This window comes from Comamonas kerstersii (assembly GCF_002056725.1).
GTDB classification, from domain to species: Bacteria; Pseudomonadota; Gammaproteobacteria; order Burkholderiales; family Burkholderiaceae_C; genus Comamonas; species Comamonas kerstersii.
The window spans coordinates 674,267-696,785 of the sequence record NZ_CP020121.1 but is presented as its reverse complement, the minus strand read 5'-3'; the positions used below and the strand labels follow the sequence as shown (position 1 = coordinate 696,785).

Genomic DNA, 22,519 nt, shown 5'->3' with positions numbered 1-22,519 from the left:
GCATTAAAGATGGATGTGCTGTCTAAATTGTGCCTGGATCGCCAGTAGCGAGACTCATAACATCCCAAAAAGTCAGTTATGCAGAGCATCCCTAAGTATGGTATTATGTAATAAATCATTTTTTATATTCTATAAACCCAGTTATTTTTCCTTTGATTGATGCTTTTACTTTTGAAATATCAGTTTTTTTAAATAATTTAAATAAGGCGTGAAATATAGATGCTATTAATAAAATAAAACCAATGAAATTTCCTTGTTTTTTACACAAAGCTCCAAATCCTTTGGCATAATTAAATATTTTCTTCTCATCATTTTCATTAAAATTTTGATGCGGATGAGTGATTACAATTTCATTAGAATAATAAATATATCCTGGTGTTCTTAATGCGTAATCTAAATCTTCACACGATGGATAAATGGAGCCTAGTCCGAAATTCTCATCGAAAAAAACTTTTGTATTTTTATAAACTATATTGACTGATGTTGAAAAAAGCAATTTTTCATGTTCTTTTAAAAATCTTTCTTTTTTGGGCCATTTTTTGAATAAATCATTTCCTGTTTCAGAGTCTACTATTTTTCCATAAATTAAAATTTTATTTTTTTCTTTAGTCTTTATTAAGACTTTAAATAAAGATTCGAAGTAGTTTTCATCTAATTTACAATCAGAATCTATGAACGTATAGAGATCAGTTTTTAAATTTTTTAACCCAATATTTCTATTGTAAGCAAGGCCCAACTTACTAGAGTGGATATATTTAATATTGGGGTAAAGTTTTTTGCAAAACTTGCTTCTTTCTTTATGATTTTGATCAATAAATATAAGACTTATTTTGAATAATGATTGATTTTCTGTTTTTTTATTTAAATCTTTTAAAAATTTTTCTATTGTTTTGTCCTCATCAAGAGAGGCGCAAATGAAAGTTAATTCAGTATTTTCCATTTATATCCAGCCTACTGTATGAAAAATCCAAAGTAAAATTGCTTCTTTCGGGTTTCTTCTAAAGTGAAAAGGATTTGATTTTACTTTGCTGATTATTTCTTTTGAGTGTTTTTTTTCAATAGATTTAATTATGTCTATAACATCTTTTTGATATTGTTTATTTTTTAGAATTTTTATTCTATTTATGGCTTGTTTGAAGCCGATATTAGCTCCTACTTGGTTGCTTGAATGTTGTCTATAGTAGATGTTCGGCTGATTGTCTATATGCCATTTGAAATTGTTTTTTCTTGCAAAAGCATATATGTACCAATCGTGATGAAATGGGGCAGGGGTTAAGTTGTATAGTTCTCTCTGCAGGATAGTTGCAAAAATTTTTGTCAATATGTAGGTGCACCCGGGGCCTGCTGGTTCAAAATAGTAATCATATTTTTTTTGTGGATAAGATTTTTTAATGATTTTGTTTTTTCTGTTTTCATCATCCCAAAAGCACTCAACATCACTAGAGTAACCCGACGCCTGCTCTTTCTCAAGAATCTGAATGCCTCGAATGATTTTTGATGGCTTCCATATATCATCTTGGTCAGATAAGGCAATAAAATCAAATTCTTCAAAATCTACATTTTTAATAAGATAGTAAAAATTCTTTCCAGCAGAACCAAAGCGTTCTTTGCCTTCATTAATAATAAAAATATTATTATATATTTTTTGAAGTTGCTGGCAAATTTCTAAGGTTCTATCTGTTGATGCGTCGATGCTGATGTATATATAAATATCTACATCAACTTGGTTGACGATAGACTCAATTTGTTCTTGAATATATTTTTCGCCGTTATAGGCAGCAAGCAAAACGGCTACTTTGGGTAATTGTTTGGTTTTCATTTCTTTGGCACCCAGCTAAAAAAAGCCAACTTACTATACATAGCCAGATACACCAAAATGCTAGCAACCAGCAGCACAGCACACAGCCATGTGTACTGATAGCTAAAAACCGCTGCAGCACAAGGAAGGGCTGCATACAGCCATAAAAAGGGCGAAGTCAGGCCGTTTTGCAGTGTTTGTGAAAATTCACCATAAATCTTGCGAGCCCAGCGTTTGTTGGCCAGCATATGCAGGTGTACTCCATCAGGTTGGCTGGGGTGGTAGCCTTCTCGCAGTGATTTGCGTACAAAGCTAAAGCCAACTTCAATAATAGGATACGAACAAATCAGCAAACTGGCCCAAGGCGATACCTGTGCATTGCGTGCTGGCAGCAAAATGGCAATCCAGGCCAACGTAAAGCCCAGAAAATACGCGCCCCCATCGCCCAGAAAAATTTTGCCGAAGGGCCAGTTCACCAGAAAAAAGCCTAGCACTGCGCCCGCAATAATCAGGCAGGTAAAGGCCAGGGGAATATCGCCTACTTCACGTGCAATCAGGCCAAAGGCTGCGAGCATGATGAGGGCAACGCCTGCAGTCAGGCCATTAAAGCCGTCAATGATATTGATGGCATTGGCTACGCCACCCACGGCAAAGGCAGTAAACAGCACAGACACAGCAGTAAAGCCCAGCAGCCAGTCCACACCCCAGATATCTACGCTGGTGAGCGACACGCCCGTAATGCCCCAGCCCAGCAGGCCCGAGGCCATGGTGGCGAGCAGGCGGGTTTTGACCGAGACTTTTTTGGTGATGTCTTCCAGCAGGCCAAAGATAAAGGCGGGCATGCCTGCCATCAAAATAGCACTAAGGATTTGACGCTTTTCTGCAGCGGCTGGGCTGTGGCTGGAGAAGGCATAGCCTGCCAGCACACCCACGACCAGAGCAATGCCTGCAATGCGCGGGGTGGGAGCGGTGTGGAACTTTTGCACGCCGGTGCTGGAGTCCATGGAGAAGGCACCATGCCACTTCTTGGTGCCTACGAGGAACAGGCAGGTGAGCAAAGATGCTATAGCGGCGATGAGGGCATCAAGCCGAGCCAGCTCTAGCGGGGAAAAGTGATTGAAAAACATGTGGGAGCGTGACCATGTGTGCCGCCAGCGTGGACTGGGGCACAATGCGAAGTTTGTTTGACCTTATTGTCCCATGTACTGCTGGTAGATGACCATGACAACCCTTTCCCACATCACCCCCCGCGACAAAGCAGAAATTCTGGCGCAGGCGCTGCCTTACATCCGCAAGTTCCATGGCAAGACCATGGTGATCAAGTATGGCGGCAATGCCATGACCGACCCTGCGCTGCAGGCAGACTTTGCCGAAGACGTGGTGTTGCTGAAGCTGGTGGGGATTAACCCGGTGGTGGTGCATGGCGGGGGGCCGCAGATTGAGACTGCACTGAACCGACTGGGCAAGAAGGGTGAGTTCATCCAGGGCATGCGTGTGACGGATGCCGAGACCATGGAAGTGGTGGAGTGGGTGCTGGCTGGTGAAGTGCAGCAGGACATCGTGGGCCTGATCCATCAGGCAGGTGGCAAGGCCGTGGGCCTGACGGGGCGTGATGGTGGTTTGATTCGTGCCAAGAAGCTGAAGATGCTGGACAACAAGGACCCCAGCATTGAGCACGATGTGGGCCAGGTGGGCGATATTGTGTCGATTGACCCCAGTGTGGTGAAAGCACTACAGGATGACGCTTTCATTCCCGTGATCAGCCCCATCGGCTTTGGCGAAGAAAACGAGAGCTACAACATCAATGCCGACGTGGTGGCCAGCAAGCTGGCAACCGTGCTGCAGGCAGAAAAGCTGGTGCTGCTGACCAATACACCCGGTGTGCTGAACAAGTCTGGTGAGCTGCTGACCGATCTGACCGCCCGTGAAATTGACGGTCTGTTTGCGGATGGCACCATCTCTGGCGGCATGCTGCCCAAGATCAGCGGCGCGCTGGACGCGGCCAAGGCGGGTGTGAATGCCGTGCATATCATCGATGGCCGCGTGCCGCACTCCATGCTGCTGGAGATTCTGACCGACCAGGCTTACGGCACCATGATCCGCAGCCACTGAGCGAGCGATTTACCCTCACCCTGACCCTCTCCCGTAAACGGGAGAGGGTATTTTTTCTTTGGTGCATGCACTCCCTCTCCCACTTGTAGGAGAGGGCAGGGGTGAGGGTGATTCTTTCCCTCCCCCGCTGGGGGAGGGTGTGGGGCAACCCAATGCATCCCCACTACCTGCCTGACCATCGCCTGTGTGTACTCCCTCTCCCACTTGTGGGAGAGGGCAGGGGTGAGGGTGATTCTTTCCCTCCCCCGCTGGGGGAGGGTGAGGGTGGGGGCCAACCTGGCTTTGCTGCTTCACCTGCTCATATTCAGGGCAGTGCCCGGCCCCCATCCCTGCCTTCCCCCAAGGGGGACGGAGTAAAGGCCAGAGGGTGGTCTGGGTCCAGCTTTTTCTCTTTCTTATCGGCCAAAGCATGCAAAATCGGGTGCTGGATTTCACTGCAGATCAATAACGACAAAAAACCTGCTGGGGGATTGCACCGCCAGCTACGGTAGATCTGTACCAGCGCAAACAAAGCATGCACATCCAAAAAAGGGGAGGAGACAGTCATGCGCCTTTTGTTGGTAGAAGATGATTTGATGGTGGCCAGCGGCATCAAGCTGGGGCTGACCGATGCGGGCTATGCGGTGGACTGGGTCAGCAGCGCAGAGCGTGCGCTGGAGGCGCTGTCCAGTGAGTCGTTTGATATTGCCATTCTGGATATTGGCCTGTCTGGCATGGACGGGCTGGAGCTGCTGCACCGCATCCGCGGCAAGGGCATGGCCTGTGCCAGCATGCCGGTGCTGATCCTGACAGCGCGCGATGCGCTGCATGACCGTGTGCGGGGGCTGGATCTGGGCGCGGACGACTACATGGTCAAGCCCTATGAATTGCCTGAGCTGCTGGCGCGCTTGCGTGCGCTGCTGCGTCGCTCTCAGGCTGCCAACAGCGCGGTGCTGCACTTTGGCCCCTTGACGCTGGATACGGCAGCACGCAGCGCCGGCGCGTGGCTGGGCGGGCAGGAGGGCGTGGGTGAGTTCCAGACCATTGACCTGGGCCCACGTGAGTGGACGGTGCTGGAGTATCTGATGATCCATGCCCCCAAGCCTGCCAGCAAGGACAAGCTGCTGCAGGCGCTCACGGGCTGGGACAAGGAAATCACGCCCAATGCCGTGGAGGTCTACGTCTCGCGCCTGCGCGCCAAGCTGGAGCCGTATGGCGTGGCCTTGCGCTCCATCCGGGGCTTTGGCTACCGGCTGGATGTGATTCAGGCCGAAGCAGTCGCCACTGTCTGAGGCGTTGTATGAAAAAAGTAGCTGCCAACGCTGATCAATCAAGCTTTTCAAATACTTTTCATGCTGAATACGAAATTTGACAAGCGCTGGCAGCTATTGTTTTTGAGGTTCAGCCCATGCGCCTGAGCACGCACAAGCGCTGGTTGCAGCTGCTGTGCTGGCTGACTGTGCCAGTGCTGGCCTTGCTGGCTGCTGCCGTCTGGCTGGGCTGGCGACTGGCCCAGCAGTTGGCCCAGCAGCAGAGTGAGCCGCTGGCTGGATGGTCTGCGCTGGCAGTGCCTGGCCTGGTATTGGTGCTGATGCTGTTGGTGTGTCTGGGCGTGACATGGCTGTGGCTGCGCAAAGTGCTGCAGCCGTGGGCCGCACTGGCCCAGCTGACGCAGGAGCGCGCGCCGCTGGATTTGCGTCCTGTGGAGCTGCAGGCCACGGATGCCCCTGAGGTGCGCAGTATGGTACATGCGCTCAACCGCCTGCTGGAGCGTCAGCGTGCGTCTACCGATGCACAGCAGCGCTTTGTGGCGGATGCCGCGCACCAGCTGCGTACACCGCTGGCGGCGCTGCAGTCCCAGGTCGAGGCCTGGGCGCTCATGGCCCGGGCTGCGCCCGAGCAAAGCATTGTGCTGCCTTGTGAGCAGGTGGAGCGCCTGCGCCATGCATCGCGCCGCACCACACAGCTGGCGAACCAGCTGCTGGCGCTGTCGCGCGTGGACAGCGGCCTCAAGCAGGGCACGGCGATGGAGCGCGTGGATATCAAAAGCCTGTGCGAGGCTTTGTTTGAGTCATTTCTGGACAGCGCGATTGCCAAAGAGATTGATCTGGGGCTAGAGGCCGAGGCCGCCCATGTCTCTGGCCATGAGTGGCTGCTGCGTGAAATGCTTGGCAACATTCTGGACAACGCCATCAAGTATTCCCAGTATGGTGGTCAAGTGACTTTGCGCTGTGGCCGTCGTCATGCGGAAGGGGGACAATCGCGGGTCTACGTGGAGGTGGAAGACGATGGCCCCGGGGTGCCAGTGGGTGAGTACACACGCCTGACACAGCGTTTTTATAGAGTGGCAGGGTCTACGGCGGATGGCTCCGGGCTGGGGCTGGCCATCGTGCAGGAAATCGCACAGGCGCATGCGGCGCAATTGAGTTTTTCTGCCGGATTAGCGGGGCGGGGCCTGCGTGTACTGCTCTTATTTAAAGAGTAACGCGGTATGATTTTGCTGATTTGACAATCAGTTACCTTGCGGATTCTCTGTGAGAGAATGAGTCGATTTACCTGTTGATTTGCTTGCCTTATGTCCGAATCTGAAGTTCTGAACCCTCTGACCGAAACAGCCGAGACTGTTGTTGCAACTGCTACGTTGGAAGAGGTTCCTCGTACGCGCAAGCGTCCCAAACCCGGCGAGCGTCGTGAGCAGATTCTTCAGGCGCTGGCGGCCATGCTGGAAAAGCCCGGCAGTGACCGCATCACCACGGCTGCATTGGCGGCAAATCTTTCTGTCAGTGAAGCTGCGCTGTACCGCCACTTTGCGAGCAAGGCACAGATGTTTGAAGGCCTGATCGATTTCATCGAGCAGTCGGTCTTCTCTCTGGTGCAGCAAGTGATGGGCCGTGATGGCGAGGTGCTGGAATTCACCCCCGAAGACGGCGCACGCCGCGCCGCACGCATCGTGGCCCTGGTGCTGCAGTTCGCAGAGCGCAACCCCGGCATGGTGCGTGTGCTGGTGGGCGATGCTCTGCTGCTGGAGCATGAGCGCCTGCAGGTGCGCATGAACCAGTTCTTTGAGCGCATCGAATCTACGCTGCGCCAGTGCCTGCGCCCTGCGGCTGGTGCACTGGGCTCGGCCACGCCTACGGTGGAAGCACAGGTCGCCGCCAGCGTGCTGATGAGCTTTGTGCAGGGCCGTCTGCTGCGCTTTGTGCGCACAGGCTTCCGTCGCCAGCCTACCGAGCATCTGGACGCCAGCCTGGCGATGCTGATCTGAGCAGGCCAGAGCATCGTTCACGGTGAGCAAAAACATGCAGGGTGACCGCTTCGGTGGTCACCCTTTTTTTTATTGTCTGCAGGCAGCCGGATATTGCCGGAATGCGTCAGGCGGAAAGTGCATCACGCAAGGGTTAGCACCTATGCGCAAAGTGGGGCAATGTTTTTACGATTCAAAAAAGAACGAACGTTCGTTTTATTTGTGAATGCATGTCCTCTATCCCACATATTTTCCCCACGGTCCCATCTTCTCCTTCCGAGCTGCAGCGTAAAACGCGCAGCGTAGCCACGGGGCACCGTGCTTCCCCCAAGGGGCTGCAGACCAAGGCCTACATCATTGATACGGCCTTGCAGCTGGCCATGCACAACGGGCTGGAAAGCCTGTCGATTGGCAGTCTGGCAGAAGCCACCCAGATGAGCAAGTCAGGCGTTTTTGCGCATTTTGGCTCGCGCGAAGAGCTGCAGATTTCCGTGATCCGCGAATACCACCAGCGCTTTGAGCAGGAGGTATTTTTGCCCGCCATGCAGGCACCGCGCGGCCTGCCGCGTCTGCGTGCGCTGTTTGATAACTGGATGAAGCGCACCACCATTGAGCTCGACTCCGGCTGTATCTACATCAGCGGTGCCATTGAGTTCCAGGACAACATCGGCCCCGTGCGTGAGGCGCTGGTCAACTCCGTGGGTACTTGGCATGTGGCGCTGCGCCGCGCCATTGGTCTGTGCAAGGAGCTGGGCCACCTGCAGCCCGATGCAGACGAGAACCAGATTCTTTCGGAAATTCACGGCCTGATTCTGGTGCTGCACTACGAGGCGCGCTTTCTGCGCAGCCCCGGTGCCTTGCAGCGCGCATTGACGGGCTTTGAAAACATTTTGCTGCGCTACGGCGCATCCCCCACCCAGGCGTAAGCCGCTTTCTGTTGTTATTGCTGATTCATTAGGAGACCAACCATGCCTAGCTATAACCCACCGCTGCGCGACATGCAGTTCCTGCTGCACGAAGTGTTTGGCGTTGAACAAGAATACAAGGCCATGCCCAAGCACGCGGAGGTGGATGCTGACACCATCAACGCCGTGCTCGAAGAAGCAGGCAAGTTCGCGGCCAATGTGGTGTTCCCGCTGAACATCAGCGGTGACGAAGAAGGCTGCAAGCTGGACGCCACCACCCACGAGGTGACAACGCCCAAGGGCTTCAAGGAGGCCTATCAGCAATTTGTGGAAGGAGGCTGGCCTGCACTGTCCTGCGACCCTGCCTACGGCGGCCAGGGCCTGCCTTTTGTGGTGAACTCGGCCCTGTACGAAATGCTCAACAGCGCCAACCAGGCCTGGACCATGTACCCCGGCCTGTCGCACGGCGCGTATGAAGCCCTGCACGCACACGGCTCTGATGAACTGAAGGCCAAGTACCTGCCCAAGCTGACCAGCGGTGAGTGGACGGGCACCATGTGCCTGACAGAGCCCCACTGCGGCACCGACCTGGGCCTGCTGCGCACCAAGGCAGAACCACAGGCCGATGGCACCTACAAGATCACCGGCAACAAGATCTTTATCTCTGCGGGTGAGCATGACTTCACCTCCAACATCGTGCACCTGGTGCTGGCGCGTCTGCCTGACGCACCTGCAGGCTCCAAGGGCATCAGCCTGTTCGTCGTGCCCAAGTACAAGGTGAACGCCGATGGCTCGCTGGGTGAGCGCAACGCCATCTACTGCGGCGGTCTGGAACACAAGATGGGCATCAAGGCCAACGCTACCGCCCAGATCGTGATGGACAGCGCTGTGGGCGAAATGGTGGGCCAGCCCAACAAGGGCCTGCAGGCCATGTTTGTGATGATGAACGCAGCCCGTCTGGGCGTGGGCAACCAGTCGCTGGGCCTGACCGAAGTGGCCTACCAGAACGCGCTGGCCTATGCCAAGGACCGTCTGCAGATGCGCAGCCTGTCCGGCACCAAGGCCAAGGACAAGCCTGCGGACCCCATCATCGTTCACCCCGATGTGCGCCGCATGCTGCTCACAGCCAAGGCCTATGCCGAAGGTGGCCGTGCGCTGTCTACCTTCTGCGGGCTGCTGATCGACAAGGAACTGAACCACCCCGACGAAAAGGTGCGCAAGGACAGCGCCGAGCTGGTGGCGCTGCTGACCCCCATCGTCAAGGCCTTCCTGACCGACAACGGCTGGATTTCCACCACCGCTGCGCAGCAGGTGTTTGGCGGCCATGGCTTCATCAAGGAATGGGGCATGGAGCAGTTTGTGCGCGACAACCGCATCAACATGATTTACGAAGGCACGAACGGCATCCAGGCGCTGGACCTGCTGGGCCGCAAGGTGCTGAGTAACCAGGGCGCAACGCTCAAGAAGTTCGGCAAGCTGGTGGCGCAGCTGGTGGAGGAAGAAGGCGTCAACGAAAAGATGGCCGAATTCATCAACCCCATCGCCGTGCTGGGCGAGCAGATGACCAAGTTCACCACCGAAATTGGCTTCAAGGGCATGCAAAACCCCGACGAAGTGGGCGCTGCTGCCGTGGATTACCTGCGCGTGGCCGGTCACCTGGTGTTTGGCTACTTCTTTGCCCGCATGGCCCAGGTGGCACTGCGCAAGATCGCCGAAGGCAATACCGACTCCTTCTACCAGGCTAAGTTGCAGACCGCACGTTTCTACTTTGCGCGCCTGTTCCCTGAGACAGCTTCGCTGATGCGCACCGCACGCGCTGGCAGCAAGGTGTTGATGGATACGGATGCTGCTCTGCTTTAAATAGCTGCAGCCGCTTGTATTTCCAGCAATGTGTAGGTGTTTGATTCGGAGATCCCCATGAAAAAAGCGCTAGCAGCTCTGGTTTTTGTAGCTATCGGTACGCCCGTCATGGCCCAGATGTCGCCCGTCGGCCTCTGGAAGAGCGTGGATGAAAAAACCGGTGCCCCCAAGTCGGAAGTGCGCATCTCCGAAAGCAGCGGCGTGCTGACCGGCAAGGTGGAGCGCATTCTGCGCGAAGGGGCGGACCCCAGCGCTGTCTGTGACCAGTGCACGGACGACCGCAAGGGCAAGCCCATCGTGGGGCTGGAAATCATCCGAGGTGCCAAGCAGGCCGAGGGCAAGACCGTCTGGGAAGACGGCAAGATCCTCGACCCTGAAAACGGCAAGACCTACACCCTGCGCCTGACGCCTGTGGACGGCGGCCAGAAGCTGGAAGTGCGCGGCTCCATCGGTCCGTTTGGACGCACCCAGACCTGGGTGCGCGTGCAGTAAGAAGTACTTCGCTGACCCGGCCTGCTGTGCACCATCCTGGTGGGGTGCCATGCAGCGCCGAGGCTCGGCATTCAATGGAACACTCCCATGTCCCGATTCAATGTGAAAAAAGTTGCCGTGCTGGGTGCCGGTGTGATGGGGGCGCAGATCGCGGCCCATCTGGTGAACGTGAAGGTGCCGGTCATCCTGTTTGACCTGCCCGCCAAGGAAGGCCCCAAGAGCGCGATTGCCGAGAAGGCGATTGCCAATCTGAAAAAGCTCAAGCCCTCGCCCATTGGCGTGGCTGAAGATGCCGACCTGATTCAGCCTGCCAACTATGAAGAGCACCTGAAGCTGCTCAAGCAGTGCGACCTGGTCATCGAAGCCATTGCCGAGCGCATGGACTGGAAGCTGGATCTCTACACCAAGATCGCTCCCCATGTGGCCAAGCATGCGCTGGTGGCATCCAATACCTCGGGCCTGAGCATTACCAAGCTCTCCGAAGCTTTACCAGAAGCCATCAAGCCACGCTTCTGTGGCATTCACTTCTTCAACCCCCCACGCTACATGCCGCTGGTGGAGTTGATTGCCACGCCGACCACCGAGCCCGAAGTGCTCGACCAGCTCGAAGCCTTTGTGACCAGTGGTCTGGGCAAGGGCGTGGTGCGCGCCAAGGACACGCCCAACTTCATCGCCAACCGCATCGGCATTGCAGGCATGCTCTCCACCATCAAGGAGGCGGAAAACTTCGGCCTGACCTACGATGTGGTGGACGACCTGACGGGCAAGAAGCTGGGCCGCGCCTCGTCCGGCACTTTCCGTACCGCGGACGTGGTGGGCCTGGACACCATGGCCCATGTGATCAAGACGCTGCAGGACAACCTGAGCCTGGAGACCGATCCCTTCTACGACAGCTTTGGCACGCCGCCTGTGCTGCAAAAGCTGCTGGAGCTGGGCCACCTGGGTCAGAAGACCAAGGCCGGTTTTTACAAGAAGGTGGGCCGCGAAATTCTGCAGTTCGAGCTGGACAGCGAGGATTACATCCCTGCTGGGCAAAAGGCCGATGCCGTGTACGCCCGCATGCTTAAAAAACCTGCGGCGGAACGCCTGAAGCTGCTGCGCAATGCTGAAGGTGCGCCCGGTCAGTTCCTGTGGGCGATTTTGCGCAATGGCTTCCATTACGCCGCTGTGCATCTCGAGAGCATTGCCGATTCAGCACGTGATCTGGACCAGGCCATGCGCTGGGGCTTTGGCATGAAGCAGGGCCCCTTCGAGCTGTGGCAGGAAGCGGGCTGGCTGGAAGTGGCCAAGATGATTCAGGAGGACATCGACGCTGGCAAGGCGCTGTGCAAGGCGCCGCTGCCCAGGTGGGTGTTTGAAGGGCCGGTGGCCGAGGCTGGTGGCGTGCACACCGCCGAAGGCTCGTGGAGCCCCACGCAGGGCAAGTTTGTGCCCCGCCGCGTGCTGCCCGTGTATGAGCGCCAGATCTTCCCCGAGCGCCTGCTGGGTGAAACCAATCTGCCCGACTGGAAGACCGCTGGCACCACCATTTTTGAATCCAAGGCACTGCGCACCTGGACGCTGGATGGCGAGGTGCTGATCGCCAGCATCAAGAACAAGATGCACGCCATCAGCCCCGAAGTCATGGAAGGCCTGATGGAAGCCGTGGACGTGGCCGAGCAGGACTTCAAGGGCATGGTGATCTGGTCGGGCGACGCGCCTTTCAGCGTGGGCGCTGACCTGGAAGCCACCATGCCAGCCTTTGTGATTGGTGGCGCAGATGCCATCGAAAGCATTGAGCAGGAGCTGCAGAACCTGATGCTGCGCATCCGCTATGCCCAGGTGCCTGTGGTGTCTGCCATCCACGGCATGGCGCTGGGCGGCGGCTGCGAGCTGGCCGTGTACTCAGCACGCCGCGTGGCCCACATGGAAAGCTACATCGGTCTGGTGGAAGTGGGCGTGGGGCTGATTCCCGGTGCCGGTGGCCTGACCTATATCGCCCGCCGCGCGGCGGAAAACGCGAAGTCCAGCACGGGCAAGGACTTGCTGCCCTTCCTGACCGAAGGCTTCACCGCAGCCGCCATGGCCAAGGTGGGCACATCGGCCATCGAGTCGCGCAAGCTGGGCTATCTGCTCGATTCCGACATCATCGTGCCGCACAAGGACGAAGTGTTGTTTGTGGCCATCAATGAGGTCAAGTCCATGGCCGACGGTGGCTGGCGTGCACCGCTCAAGCGTCCTTTCCCCGTGGCAGGCCGCAGCGGCATCGCCACCATCAAGGCGCAGCTGGTGAACATGCGCGATGGCGGCTTTATCAGCGCCTATGACTTCAAGATCGCCTCGATGATTGCGGAGATCGTCTGCGGCGGCGAAGTGGAGGCCAATTCGCTGGTGACCGAGGAATACCTGCTGGCCATGGAGCGCAAGGCCTTCTGCCACCTGATTGGTCAGCCCAAGACCCACGAGCGGATTCTGGGCATGCTCAATACGGGCAAGCCTGTGCGTAATTGATGAAGTAATTCAGATTGCAGGTTATGGCCGATCTACCCCTGAAACAGTCCAAAGACTCCCTCTCCCGCTTGCGGGAGAGGGCAGGGGTGAGGGTGCTGGCTCGAACACTGAGACATTCCTCCACAGATGCGGAGCAATTGCTTTGGCGTCACTTGCGCGCAAGGCAATTAGGTGGTTGCAAGTTTCGCCGTCAGTACCCGTTTGGGATTTATGTGCTGGATTTTGTATGCCTTGAGCGCAACCTCGTGATAGAGCTCGATGGTGGCCAGCACAACGAAACTGAACAGATGCGCCATGACCAGATTCGTACAGCGTGGCTGCAGGCGCAGGGCTTTGTCGTCCTGCGTTTCTGGAACCACGAGGTACTGCAACAAACCAGCGATGTGCTTGCGCGTGTGCTGCAAGCCCTCACCCCAACCCTCTCCCACAAGTGGGAGAGGGAGGAATAACAAGGACACATCATCATGAGTAAACAAGTACAAGACGCGTACATCGTTGCCGCTACACGTACCCCCATCGGTCGTTCGGGGCGCGGTTACTTCAAGAACACCCGTCCGGATGATCTGCTGGCCGCCTCCGTCCGCGCTGCGCTGCAGCAGGTGCCTGCGCTGGACCCCAAGGCGATTGAAGATGCCATCATTGGCTGCTCCTTCCCCGAAGGCGAGCAGGGCATGAACATGGCGCGCATGGTCATGGGCATGGTGTTCCAGCACCCTGTGGGCGGTATTACCGTCAACCGTTTCTGCGCATCCGGTATCTCGGCCATCCAGATGGCTGCAGATCGCATCCGTGTGGGTGAGGCCGATGTGCTGATCGCCGGTGGTGCGGAGTCCATGAGCATGGTGCCCATGGGTGGCAACAAGCCTTCGTTCAACCCCGAGGTGTTTGCCCAGGATGAGAACGTCGGCATTGCCTACGGCATGGGCCTGACGGCCGAGAAGGTGGCCCAGCAGTGGAAGGTGAGCCGCGAGCAGCAGGATGCCTTTGCGCTGGAGTCGCACCTGCGTGCCATCAAGGCGCAGCAGGCCGGTGAGTTCACGGACGAAATCACGCCCATCGAAGTCATCGAGCGCACGCCCAATCTGGCGACTGGCGAAGTCATCACCAGGAGCCGCACCGTGAACCTGGATGAAGGCCCTCGCCCAGACACCACGCTGGAAGCGCTGGGCAAGCTCAAACCCGTGTTTGCAGCGCGTGGCTCGGTCACGGCCGGTAACTCCTCGCAGACCAGCGACGGCGCAGGCGCGCTGATTCTGGCCAGCGAAAAAGCCGTCAAGCAGTTTGGTCTGACGCCACTGGCCCGCTTTGTGAGCTTTGCCGCACGTGGCGTGCCACCCGAAATCATGGGCATTGGCCCCATCGAAGCCATTCCTGCTGCGCTGCGCTATGCAGGCATCAACCAGCAGGACATTGACTGGTACGAGCTGAACGAAGCCTTTGCTGCCCAGTCTCTGGCCGTGATGAGCACGCTGGGTCTGGACCCCGCCAAGGTCAATCCCATGGGCGGCGCAATTGCGCTGGGTCACCCCCTGGGGGCGACTGGCGCCATCCGCGCAGCGACCGTGGTGCACGCCTTGCGCCGCCACAACCTGAAGTACGGCATGGTCACCATGTGCGTGGGCACCGGCCAGGGCGCGGCGGGCATCTTCGAGCGCGTCTAAGCCATGGACGATGCAGCCACGGATTACGCAGTCGCCGTGCGCTGGCAGTCGCTCAGTCTGGAGGTGCCCGGCGTCGCTGGCCCTCTGGCGCTGCGGCGCTGCCAGCCTGTGGATGCACCGGTACATGCCCAGGCAGTGATTGCGGCGGCGGTGGGCGTGCCACAGCGCTACTACACGGCGTTTGCCCAGTGGCTGGCTGCCCACGGCTATGCCGTGACCACGTTTGACTACCGTGGGCATGCGGAGTCACTGCATGGGCCGCTGCGCAAGGCCAAGGCCAACTTGCTGGACTGGGCAGCCGACTGCGCCGCCGTGGCCCAGCATGTGCGTGCCCAGGCTCCGCAGTTGCCGCTGTACTGGCTGGGCCACAGCGTGGGGGCGCAGCTGCCCGGCATCAACGGCAGTGATATGCCCATTGACGGCATGCTGGCCATTGCCAGCGGCAGCGGCTACTGGCGAGATAACGCACCGCCCACGCGGCGCAAGGTGCTGCTGTGGTGGCATGTGATTGCGCCGGTGGTCACGGCCGTGTGCGGCTGCCTGCCGGGCAAAAAGCTGGGGCTGGTGGGCAATCTGCCTGCGGGCGTGCTCTGGCAGTGGCGCAGATGGTGTCTCCACCCCAACTATGGCATTGGGGTAGAGGGTGAAGCACTGCGCAAGGCATATGCAGCGGCACGTTACCCCGTGCATGCGTTTTCGGTCGAGGACGACGAGATGATGTCGTGGCGTTCCACGGCATCACTGGTCGGCTGGTACCGCAACAGCGCGCAGCGCATCGAACGCCTGCGCATGCTGGATGTGCCTGGTCGCCGTATCGGGCACTTTGGGTTCTTTCGTTCCGAGATGGAGTTCAGCCTGTGGCCCCGCGCACTCGCGGTGCTGGAGCGCTGGAATCTGGGAGAGGTGACGCCTAAAGGTCAGCCCTCTGCAAGCAATGGCGCTACAGTCATGGGCATGGAACGCAGGGCCATGGCTGCCAGCAGGCAGTGTGGTCAGGGTGAGCTTTTCTCGGAGAACCCATGATATGAGCACCGTTCAAGACGCCAACACCACCGTTGTGTCAGGTTTCCATCCGCTGGATGTCGCGCTGCGCATGACGCCGCAGCACGACGGCAGCATGCAGGCCACTGCGCCTGCGGCCTACTGGAACATGGTCGGCCCCTATGGAGGGATTACGGCCGCACAGATGCTGCAGGCTGTGCTGGCCCAGCCCAACCTGCTGGGTGAGCCGGTTTCCATCACCGTCAACTTTGCCGGGCCTGTGGCCAGTGGTGATATGCGCATCGAAGCCGTGGCTGTGCGCACCAACCGTTCGACCCAGCACTGGACCGTGAGCATGGGCCAGCGCAATGCGGAAGGCGAATACGAGATCTGCACCACCGCTACGGTAATCACCGCCGTGCGGCGTGAGACCTTCAGCATGGACAGCCTGGACCCACCTGCCATGCCAGATCCTGCAACCTGCGAGCGTTACGACACCCAGGGCGCCATGGAATGGCTGCACCGCTACGACATGCGTGTGGTGCAGGGGGCGATTCCCACGGTCTGGGACGACAGCGGGCAGGAAAGCATTTCCCAGCTGTGGGTGCGCGATGACCCGCCACGTCCGCTGGACTTTCCGGCGCTGGCGGCCCTGTGCGATGTGTTTTTTCCCCGTATCTGGCTGCAGCGTGCGCGCCGGGTACCTGCAGGCACGGTCGGTATGACCGTATATTTCCACGCTGGCTCCGAACAGCTGGCACAGCAGGCAGATCGCCATGTGCTGGCACAGGCCAGTGCACAGGCATTTCGCAATGGCTATTTTGACCAGACCGCCCAGCTCTGGGATGCCGAAGGCAGCCTGCTGGCGACCAGCCACCAGATCGTTTATTACAAGGAATAAGGCGGCAACGGCACAGCCAGCGCTGTGCTGTGCTGTGCTGCCTTGTTGCTTTATTCAGGAAAACCTATGACAGAAACCGCTCACCAAGACATCCTGGTGCATACCGAAGCCGGTGTGTGCACCATTACTTTCAACCGTGTGGACAAGAAAAACTCCATCACTCAGACCATGTATGCGGCGCTGGCTGAAGCGCTGCGCAGCGCAGCGATCGACGAGGCCGTGCGCGTGGTGGTGATCCAGGGCGATGCCACCGTGTTCAGCGCGGGCAATGACATTGGCGACTTCCTTGCCCGCCAGAGTGGCCAGCCGCTGACCCAGGAAGCGCCCGTGTTCCAGTTCCTGCATGCGCTGGCCGATTTCCCCAAGCCCCTGATTGCTGCCGTGGCAGGCCCGGCCGTTGGCATTGGCACCACCATGCTGCTGCATTGCGATCTGGTCTATGCCGGTGACAACGCCGCCTTCTCGCTGCCCTTTGTGAACCTGGGTCTGTGCCCTGAAGCAGCATCCAGTCTGCTGCTGCCCCGCCTGATGGGCTACCACCGCGCCGCCGAAGCGCTGATGCTGGGTGAACCCTTCATGGCAGAAGCCGCGCTCGAAGTGGGCCTGGTCAATCGCGTGGTGCCACCGACCGAGGTCAATGCCTATGCCCAGTCGCAGGCGGCCAAGCTGGCGGCCAAGCCCATGTCGGCACTGATCGAAACCAAGCGCCTGATGAAGGCCGGCCAGCGCGACGCCATCAAGGCGCAGATGGCGACCGAAGGCGAGAGCTTCAGCCGCATGCTGGTTGAGCCCGCTGCCCGCGAAGCCTTTACCGCGTTTATGGAAAAGAGAAAACCTGATTTCAGCAAGTGCTGAAATCGAGGCGGAGCTTGTCTCCGCCGAATGGCGAAGCCAAGGTTTACTCTTTCACTAGAAAAGAAAGCCAGACTTCAGCAGGTGCTGAAGTCGGTAGGCATGCGTAAGCAGGCCGTACCGCGCAGCGGGCGAGTGCTTTCGCCAAAAGAGAAAACCTGATTTCAGCAAGTGCTGAAATCGAGGCGGAGCTTGTCTCCGCCGAATGGCGAAGCCAAGGTTTGCGCTTTCACCAAAAACGTAAGCCCGATTTCAGCCAGCTCTAAGCTGGCCTGAATACCGAGCTATAAAAACAAAAGCTGCCAGCGCACGTAATACCTTGGTTTTCAAATGATTTCATCCGAAAACCAAGCAATATCAAGCGCTGGCAGCTCTTTTTTTGAGAGAGGTTCATGCCATGACACCCAAGCCATCCCAGTCTGCACAGGCGCTGCAGTTCGAGCCCGAGTTTCTGGCCGCACTCAAGCATGTGACGGAGGAATACGTCAGCTTCAACAAAGTGCTGGGGCTGAAGCTGGAAAGTGCTGATGCCACCACGGCCCTGGCCAGCATGGAGATGAAGCCAGATCTGGTGGGGCACCCGGCCATCAACCGCATCCACGGCGGTGCCATCAGCGCGGCGCTGGACGCGGTGGGTGGCGTAGCCGTCATGGCCGCCCTGGGTGCCAAGCACATGGCAGAGCCATGGCAGCAGCGCGTGGAACGCTTTGGCCGTATTGGCACCATTGACCTGCGCGTGGACTATATGCGCCCAGGCATTGGTCAGCGCTTTGTGGTGCGTGCGGAAGTGCTGCGTCTGGGCTCGCGCGTGGCCACGACACGCATGGAGTTTCTGAGTGAAACGGGCGAGCTGCTCTCCGCTGGCATGGCTGCGTATATTGTTTCCTGAGTCTGCAGCGCCGTGCTATCTGTTTGAGAGCGCAACACACGTAAGCAGACGCCACAACCGTAGTCTTTGCTTACGGCTGTTGCGAAACCAGCGAGCGTGTGCAGCGGCAGGATTCCTATGCTCAAGACTTTCATTGAGGAGGATCCATGACCGTGAGCAACCCATTCTTTTCCAAGCGAGAGCCGCAAAGCTTTGTCAACCGCCCCAGCAATCCCGTGGGCGGCTTCAGACCTGCAGGCAACGCCGCAGCAGAGCCTGCTGCATCCACCGTGCACGAATCTGTTCCCAGCAGCATGGTCCATGGCAACAGTGCTGCGCCTGCTGCGGCAAGTGCTTCCAGCAATACGGCAGACCAGGGCGGCAGCAAGCTGACCGTAGGCCCCAACATCAAGCTCAAGGGCGTAGAAATTACGGACTGCGACACACTGGTGGTCGAGGGGACGGTCGAGGCCACCATGGATTCGCGCGTCATCCACATTGCGCAGCAGGGCGCTTTTCACGGTGCTGCAGAAATTGATATTGCCGAGATTCATGGCGAGTTTGCGGGCTCGCTGACCGTGCGTGAAAAGCTGGTGATCCACAGCACCGGGCGCGTCAGCGGCAAGATTCGCTACGGCAAGATCGTGATTGAGGAGGGTGGCCAGCTCTCGGGCGAGATTGAAGTGGGCGTAGGGCAGCGTACCAAGGCCGTGACCAGCAGTACGGCAGCAGCCAGCAAGCCCAAGACGGCAGAAGCAACATCAGCCTGAGTGCCCGCGCGGCCCAGGTGGTGCAGGGCCTCACCATCGAGGTGATGCATAAGCCTTGGCAAACCCTCACCCCAGCCCTCTCCCACAAGTGGGAGAGGGCGTTGCATCCCAGCTTTGTTCCCTCTCCCGTTTACGGGAGAGGGTCAGGGTGAGGGGCATTTTCTCCTACCCCCTCTGGGGGAAGGCAGGGATGGGGGCCGGCAGTGCCTGGAATCTGAGCAGGTTGGGCAGCATGCACCAGCTTGGCCCCCACCCTCACCCAGCGGGGAGGGAAAAGAAACAGTGGGAGAAAAAGCCTGCCCCGCCTCAGTCCTGCTGGGGCAGGATGGCCGTAGGCGCAGTTTCCGGTGCAGGTGTGTTCAGCGGGCGGGGGCGGCCTTCGTCATCAATGGCGACATAGGTCAGCACGGCTTCGGTCACCTTGACGTACTGGCCCTGGTGGCTCATGCGCTCGGCAAACACTTCCATGTCCACGGTCACCGAAGTGCGGCCTACGTGGGTAATGCAGCCATACAGCGACACCACATCGCCCACGCGCACGGGGTGCTTGAAGATGAACTCTTTCACAGCCACGGTGGCCATGCGACCACCGGCCAGGCGCATGGCCAGTGTGCAGCCTGCCAGGTCCACCTGAGACATCACCCAGCCACCAAAGATGTCGCCATTGGCATTGCAGTCGGCTGGCATGGGAACAACCTTGAGCACCAGCTCTTTATCAGTAGGCAGTGCAACGCTGGGCAAGTCAGGAGAACGAGGCATGGGTGACAATTCGGCAGTAAAACAAACAGACCCGGATTGTCCTCCATGCGTCGCAGCGGTTCACACGAAACACCAGATCCCTCCAGCACTTCAGTGGCTAATGCTGCGGAATGGGCCGCCCTGCGGCGCCTGCTCCCCTATCTGTGGCAGTACAAATGGCGCGTGCTGGCCGCCTTGCTGTTCATGGTGGCAGCCAAGCTGGCAGTGGTGGGTGTGCCGCTGCTGCTCAAGGAACTGGTGGATGCGCTGGATGTGAAGCCGGGCGATGGCAAGGCGCTGCTGGTCGTCCCCGTAGGGCTGCTGCTGGCCTACGGGGCGCTGCGCTTTTCGACCTCGCTGTTTACCGAGCTGCGCGATCTGGTCTTTGCCAAGGCTACGCAGGGGGCATCGCGCGCGATAGCACTGTCCACGTTCCGCCATCTGATGAGTCTGAGTCTGCGCTTTCACCTGGAGCGCCAGACCGGCGGCATGACGCGTGACATCGAGCGTGGAGTGCGCAGCACCGAGTCACTGGTGTCCTATTCGCTCTACAGCATCCTGCCCACCTTGATTGAAATGCTGCTGGTGCTGGGCATTCTGGCGGTGAGCTTTGACTGGGGCTTTGCAGCCATCACAGCCGTGGCGCTGGTGTGCTACATCACTTTCACCGTCAAGCTCACGGAGTGGCGCACGCAGTTCCGGCGCGCCGCGAATGCGCAGGATTCGGCCGCCCACACCAAGGCGGTGGACGCGCTGCTGAACTACGAAACCGTCAAATACTTCAACAACGAAGACTTTGAGGCGCACCGCTATGACGAAAACCTGCAGGAGCTGCGCCGCGTACGTCTGAAAAGCCAGCGCACGCTGAGTCTGCTCAATGGCGGCCAGCAGCTCATCATTGCTACGGCGCTGGTGGCCATGCTCTGGCGCGCCACGCAGGGGGTGGTGGCAGGCACGCTGACGCTGGGCGACTTTGTGATGATCAATGCCTTCATGATTCAGCTGTACATACCGCTGAATTTTCTGGGCACGCTGTACCGCGAAATCAAGCAGAGCATGGCAGACCTTTCGCGCATGTTCACCCTCATGGACCGCGAGCGCGAGGTGGCAGATCAGCCATCGGCCCAGCCGCTGCAGCTGCACGAACAGCCCGAGGTACGCTTTGAAGAGGTACGCTTTGCCTATGACCCAGAACGCCCCATCCTGCAGGGCGTGAGCTTTAGCGTGCCAGCGGGCAAGACCGTGGCCGTGGTCGGTGCATCCGGCGCAGGAAAGAGCACGCTGGCACGCCTGCTGTACCGCTTTTATGACGTGCAAAGCGGCCGCATCACCATTGCGGGTCAGGACATCCGTGGTGTGACGCAGGACAGCCTGCGCCGCGCCATTGGCATCGTGCCGCAGGACACCGTGCTGTTCAACGATACCGTGGCCTACAACATCGCCTATGGCCGCACGGGAGCCACCCAGCAGGAGGTGGAGGAAGCCGCCAAGGCTGCGCGCATTCATGACTTCATCATCTCTACCCCGAAGGGCTATGCCACCAGGGTGGGGGAGCGTGGACTCAAGCTCTCAGGCGGCGAAAAGCAGCGCGTGGCCATAGCGCGCACCCTGCTCAAGAACCCGCCGATACTGATCTTTGATGAGGCGACCTCAGCGCTGGACAGCCAGACCGAGCGTGCCATTCAGCAGGAACTGGCCAGCGCCGCTCAGGGCAAGACCACACTGGTGATTGCACACCGCCTGTCTACCGTGGTCGATGCCCATGAGATTCTGGTCATGGACGGTGGCCAGATCATCGAGCGCGGCACACACGCACACTTGCTGGCCCAAGGTGGCCGCTATGCCCAAATGTGGGCGCTGCAACAAAGCGCAGAGCATTCAGAATAGGCGCTTTGACCTTGACCGACCTTTTCTGCCATGTCTGCCTTGAAGCCTGTTCTCCTTGTTTTGCATGTGCTCTCGGAAGCACACCGTGACCAGCTGGCCCAGCACTTTGAGGTGCTGTACGCCCCCGATGCCCAGCAGTGTGCACAGGCCATTGCCGAGCATGGCGCGCAGGTGGAGGTGGTGCTGACCATTGGTGCGATTGGCCTGAGCGCTGCGCAGATGGATGCCATGCCTCGCCTGCGTCTGGTCGGGGCGCTGGGTGCAGGCTATGAAAACATTGATCTGGCCCATGCCCGTGCGCGTGGCATTGGCCTGTTCAACGGTGCTGGCACCAACGACAACTGCGTGGCCGATCACGCCTTTGGCCTGGTGCTGGCGGCTGTGCGCGGCATCGTGCATCTGGACAAGCTCACGCGCCAGGGCGTATGGCGCAATGCCATTGAGCTGCCGCCCAATGTCTCGGGTAAGCGCCTGGGCATTCTGGGGCTGGGCACCATCGGCCAAAAGATTGCCCGCCGCGCCGAGGGCTTTGACATGCCTGTGGGCTATCACAACCGCAAGCCTAAGGCGGGGGTGTCCCACACCTACTTCGACAGCGTGCTGGGGCTGGCCGAGTGGGCCGATGTGCTGGTGGTTGCCACGCCCGGTGGCGCAGCCACCAGGCATCTGGTAAATGCCCAGGTACTCGATGCGCTGGGCCCACAGGGCTATGTGGTGAATATCGCGCGTGGCTCGGTGATCGACACCGCCGCGCTGGCGCAGGCCCTGCATGAAGGTCGTCTGGCGGGAGCCGGGCTGGATGTGTATGAGAGCGAGCCGCTGCCGCCTGCCGAACTGCTGGACAGCAGCAAGGTGGTGCTGACACCGCATGTGGCGGGCTGGTCGCCCGAGGCCGTGCAGGCCACCGTGGATTTGTTCCTAGACAACAGCTTGCGATATTTCTCCGGGCAATCCCTAATCACCCCGATCTAAGTGCAGTCT

21 protein-coding genes are annotated in these 22,519 nt (G+C 58.1%); 17 read left to right on the top strand and 4 right to left on the bottom strand.

Annotated elements, in window-relative coordinates; translation table 11 throughout:
• Window positions 1–115 precede the first annotated feature (115 nt).
• From B5M06_RS03275 to B5M06_RS03265, 3 genes are read right to left on the bottom strand one after another with little or no spacing between them, the layout of a single operon-like run.
• Window positions 116–940 carry a glycosyltransferase gene (locus tag B5M06_RS03275; RefSeq protein WP_080025155.1) on the bottom strand — a complete coding sequence of 275 codons (825 nt, stop codon included), beginning with the start codon at window positions 938–940 and terminating at the stop codon, window positions 116–118.
• The gene (locus tag B5M06_RS03270) at window positions 941–1,819 is read right to left on the bottom strand and encodes a glycosyltransferase (protein WP_054065840.1); all 879 of its coding nucleotides are present in this window, start codon (window positions 1,817–1,819) and stop codon (window positions 941–943) included.
• Window positions 1,816–2,802 (bottom strand): MraY family glycosyltransferase, encoded by a 987-nt coding sequence (locus tag B5M06_RS03265; protein ID WP_240183987.1) that lies wholly within the window; start codon window positions 2,800–2,802, stop codon window positions 1,816–1,818. The genes B5M06_RS03270 and B5M06_RS03265 overlap by 4 nt, the downstream gene beginning before the upstream one ends.
• 217 nt (window positions 2,803–3,019) lie before the next feature.
• On the opposite strand from B5M06_RS03265, the gene argB reads away from it, so the two are divergent.
• The 15 genes from argB to B5M06_RS03185 all read left to right on the top strand — a co-directional run bounded on the left by argB (window position 3,020) and on the right by B5M06_RS03185 (window position 18,913).
• A complete protein-coding gene (argB, locus tag B5M06_RS03260) occupies window positions 3,020–3,910 on the top strand; it encodes an acetylglutamate kinase (RefSeq protein ID WP_054065842.1) in 891 nt (296 codons plus the stop codon).
• A gap of 545 nt (window positions 3,911–4,455) precedes the next feature.
• A complete protein-coding gene (locus B5M06_RS03250; RefSeq protein ID WP_054066143.1) occupies window positions 4,456–5,181 on the top strand; it encodes a response regulator transcription factor in 726 nt (241 codons plus the stop codon).
• Window positions 5,182–5,297: 116 nt separating this feature from the next.
• Complete coding sequence (locus tag B5M06_RS03245; RefSeq protein WP_054066144.1) at window positions 5,298–6,374, top strand: sensor histidine kinase; 1,077 nt, start codon at window positions 5,298–5,300, stop codon at window positions 6,372–6,374.
• A 90-nt stretch (window positions 6,375–6,464) separates the two neighbouring features.
• Window positions 6,465–7,154, top strand: a complete 690-nt coding sequence (gene slmA / locus B5M06_RS03240; protein ID WP_054066145.1) for a nucleoid occlusion factor SlmA — start codon at window positions 6,465–6,467, stop codon at window positions 7,152–7,154.
• A 209-nt stretch (window positions 7,155–7,363) separates the two neighbouring features.
• The gene (locus B5M06_RS03235; protein ID WP_077345550.1) at window positions 7,364–8,059 is read left to right on the top strand and encodes a TetR/AcrR family transcriptional regulator; all 696 of its coding nucleotides are present in this window, start codon (window positions 7,364–7,366) and stop codon (window positions 8,057–8,059) included.
• Window positions 8,060–8,101: 42 nt separating this feature from the next.
• Complete coding sequence (locus B5M06_RS03230) at window positions 8,102–9,898, top strand: acyl-CoA dehydrogenase C-terminal domain-containing protein (RefSeq protein WP_054066146.1); 1,797 nt, start codon at window positions 8,102–8,104, stop codon at window positions 9,896–9,898.
• Between the two features lie 57 nt (window positions 9,899–9,955).
• Window positions 9,956–10,390, top strand: coding sequence for a DUF2147 domain-containing protein (locus tag B5M06_RS03225; RefSeq protein WP_054066180.1), 435 nt, complete (start codon window positions 9,956–9,958; stop codon window positions 10,388–10,390).
• Window positions 10,391–10,477: 87 nt separating this feature from the next.
• Window positions 10,478–12,880, top strand: a complete 2,403-nt coding sequence (locus B5M06_RS03220; protein WP_054066147.1) for a 3-hydroxyacyl-CoA dehydrogenase/enoyl-CoA hydratase family protein — start codon at window positions 10,478–10,480, stop codon at window positions 12,878–12,880.
• Between the two features lie 23 nt (window positions 12,881–12,903).
• A complete protein-coding gene (locus tag B5M06_RS03215) occupies window positions 12,904–13,329 on the top strand; it encodes an endonuclease domain-containing protein (RefSeq protein ID WP_077345552.1) in 426 nt (141 codons plus the stop codon).
• A 15-nt stretch (window positions 13,330–13,344) separates the two neighbouring features.
• A complete protein-coding gene (locus B5M06_RS03210) occupies window positions 13,345–14,541 on the top strand; it encodes an acetyl-CoA C-acyltransferase (RefSeq protein WP_054066149.1) in 1,197 nt (398 codons plus the stop codon).
• 3 nt (window positions 14,542–14,544) lie between these two features.
• Window positions 14,545–15,564: an alpha/beta hydrolase family protein gene (locus B5M06_RS03205; RefSeq protein ID WP_080025153.1), complete on the top strand. Its 1,020-nt coding sequence runs from the start codon at window positions 14,545–14,547 to the stop codon at window positions 15,562–15,564.
• Between the two features lies 1 nt (window position 15,565).
• On the top strand, window positions 15,566–16,423 hold the full coding sequence (locus B5M06_RS03200) for an acyl-CoA thioesterase (RefSeq protein WP_054066150.1): 858 nt from the start codon (window positions 15,566–15,568) through the stop codon (window positions 16,421–16,423).
• A 66-nt stretch (window positions 16,424–16,489) separates the two neighbouring features.
• Entirely contained in the window at window positions 16,490–17,278 is a 789-nt protein-coding gene (locus B5M06_RS03195; RefSeq protein WP_054066151.1) for an enoyl-CoA hydratase, read from the top strand.
• 394 nt (window positions 17,279–17,672) lie between these two features.
• On the top strand, window positions 17,673–18,164 hold the full coding sequence (locus B5M06_RS03190; RefSeq protein ID WP_054066152.1) for a thioesterase family protein: 492 nt from the start codon (window positions 17,673–17,675) through the stop codon (window positions 18,162–18,164).
• A gap of 146 nt (window positions 18,165–18,310) precedes the next feature.
• Window positions 18,311–18,913, top strand: a complete 603-nt coding sequence (locus B5M06_RS03185; RefSeq protein ID WP_054066153.1) for a bactofilin family protein — start codon at window positions 18,311–18,313, stop codon at window positions 18,911–18,913.
• Window positions 18,914–19,219: 306 nt separating this feature from the next.
• On the opposite strand, the gene B5M06_RS03180 is transcribed toward B5M06_RS03185, so the two are convergent.
• Window positions 19,220–19,672 carry an acyl-CoA thioesterase gene (locus tag B5M06_RS03180; RefSeq protein ID WP_054066154.1) on the bottom strand — a complete coding sequence of 151 codons (453 nt, stop codon included), beginning with the start codon at window positions 19,670–19,672 and terminating at the stop codon, window positions 19,220–19,222.
• Window positions 19,673–19,717: 45 nt separating this feature from the next.
• Here B5M06_RS03180 and B5M06_RS03175 point away from each other — a divergent pair, with 45 nt between their 5' ends.
• Both B5M06_RS03175 and B5M06_RS03170 read left to right on the top strand, forming a co-directional pair.
• Window positions 19,718–21,538 (top strand): ABCB family ABC transporter ATP-binding protein/permease, encoded by a 1,821-nt coding sequence (locus B5M06_RS03175; RefSeq protein ID WP_054066155.1) that lies wholly within the window; start codon window positions 19,718–19,720, stop codon window positions 21,536–21,538.
• A gap of 39 nt (window positions 21,539–21,577) precedes the next feature.
• Window positions 21,578–22,510, top strand: coding sequence for a 2-hydroxyacid dehydrogenase (locus tag B5M06_RS03170; protein ID WP_054066181.1), 933 nt, complete (start codon window positions 21,578–21,580; stop codon window positions 22,508–22,510).
• Window positions 22,511–22,519 lie beyond the last annotated feature (9 nt).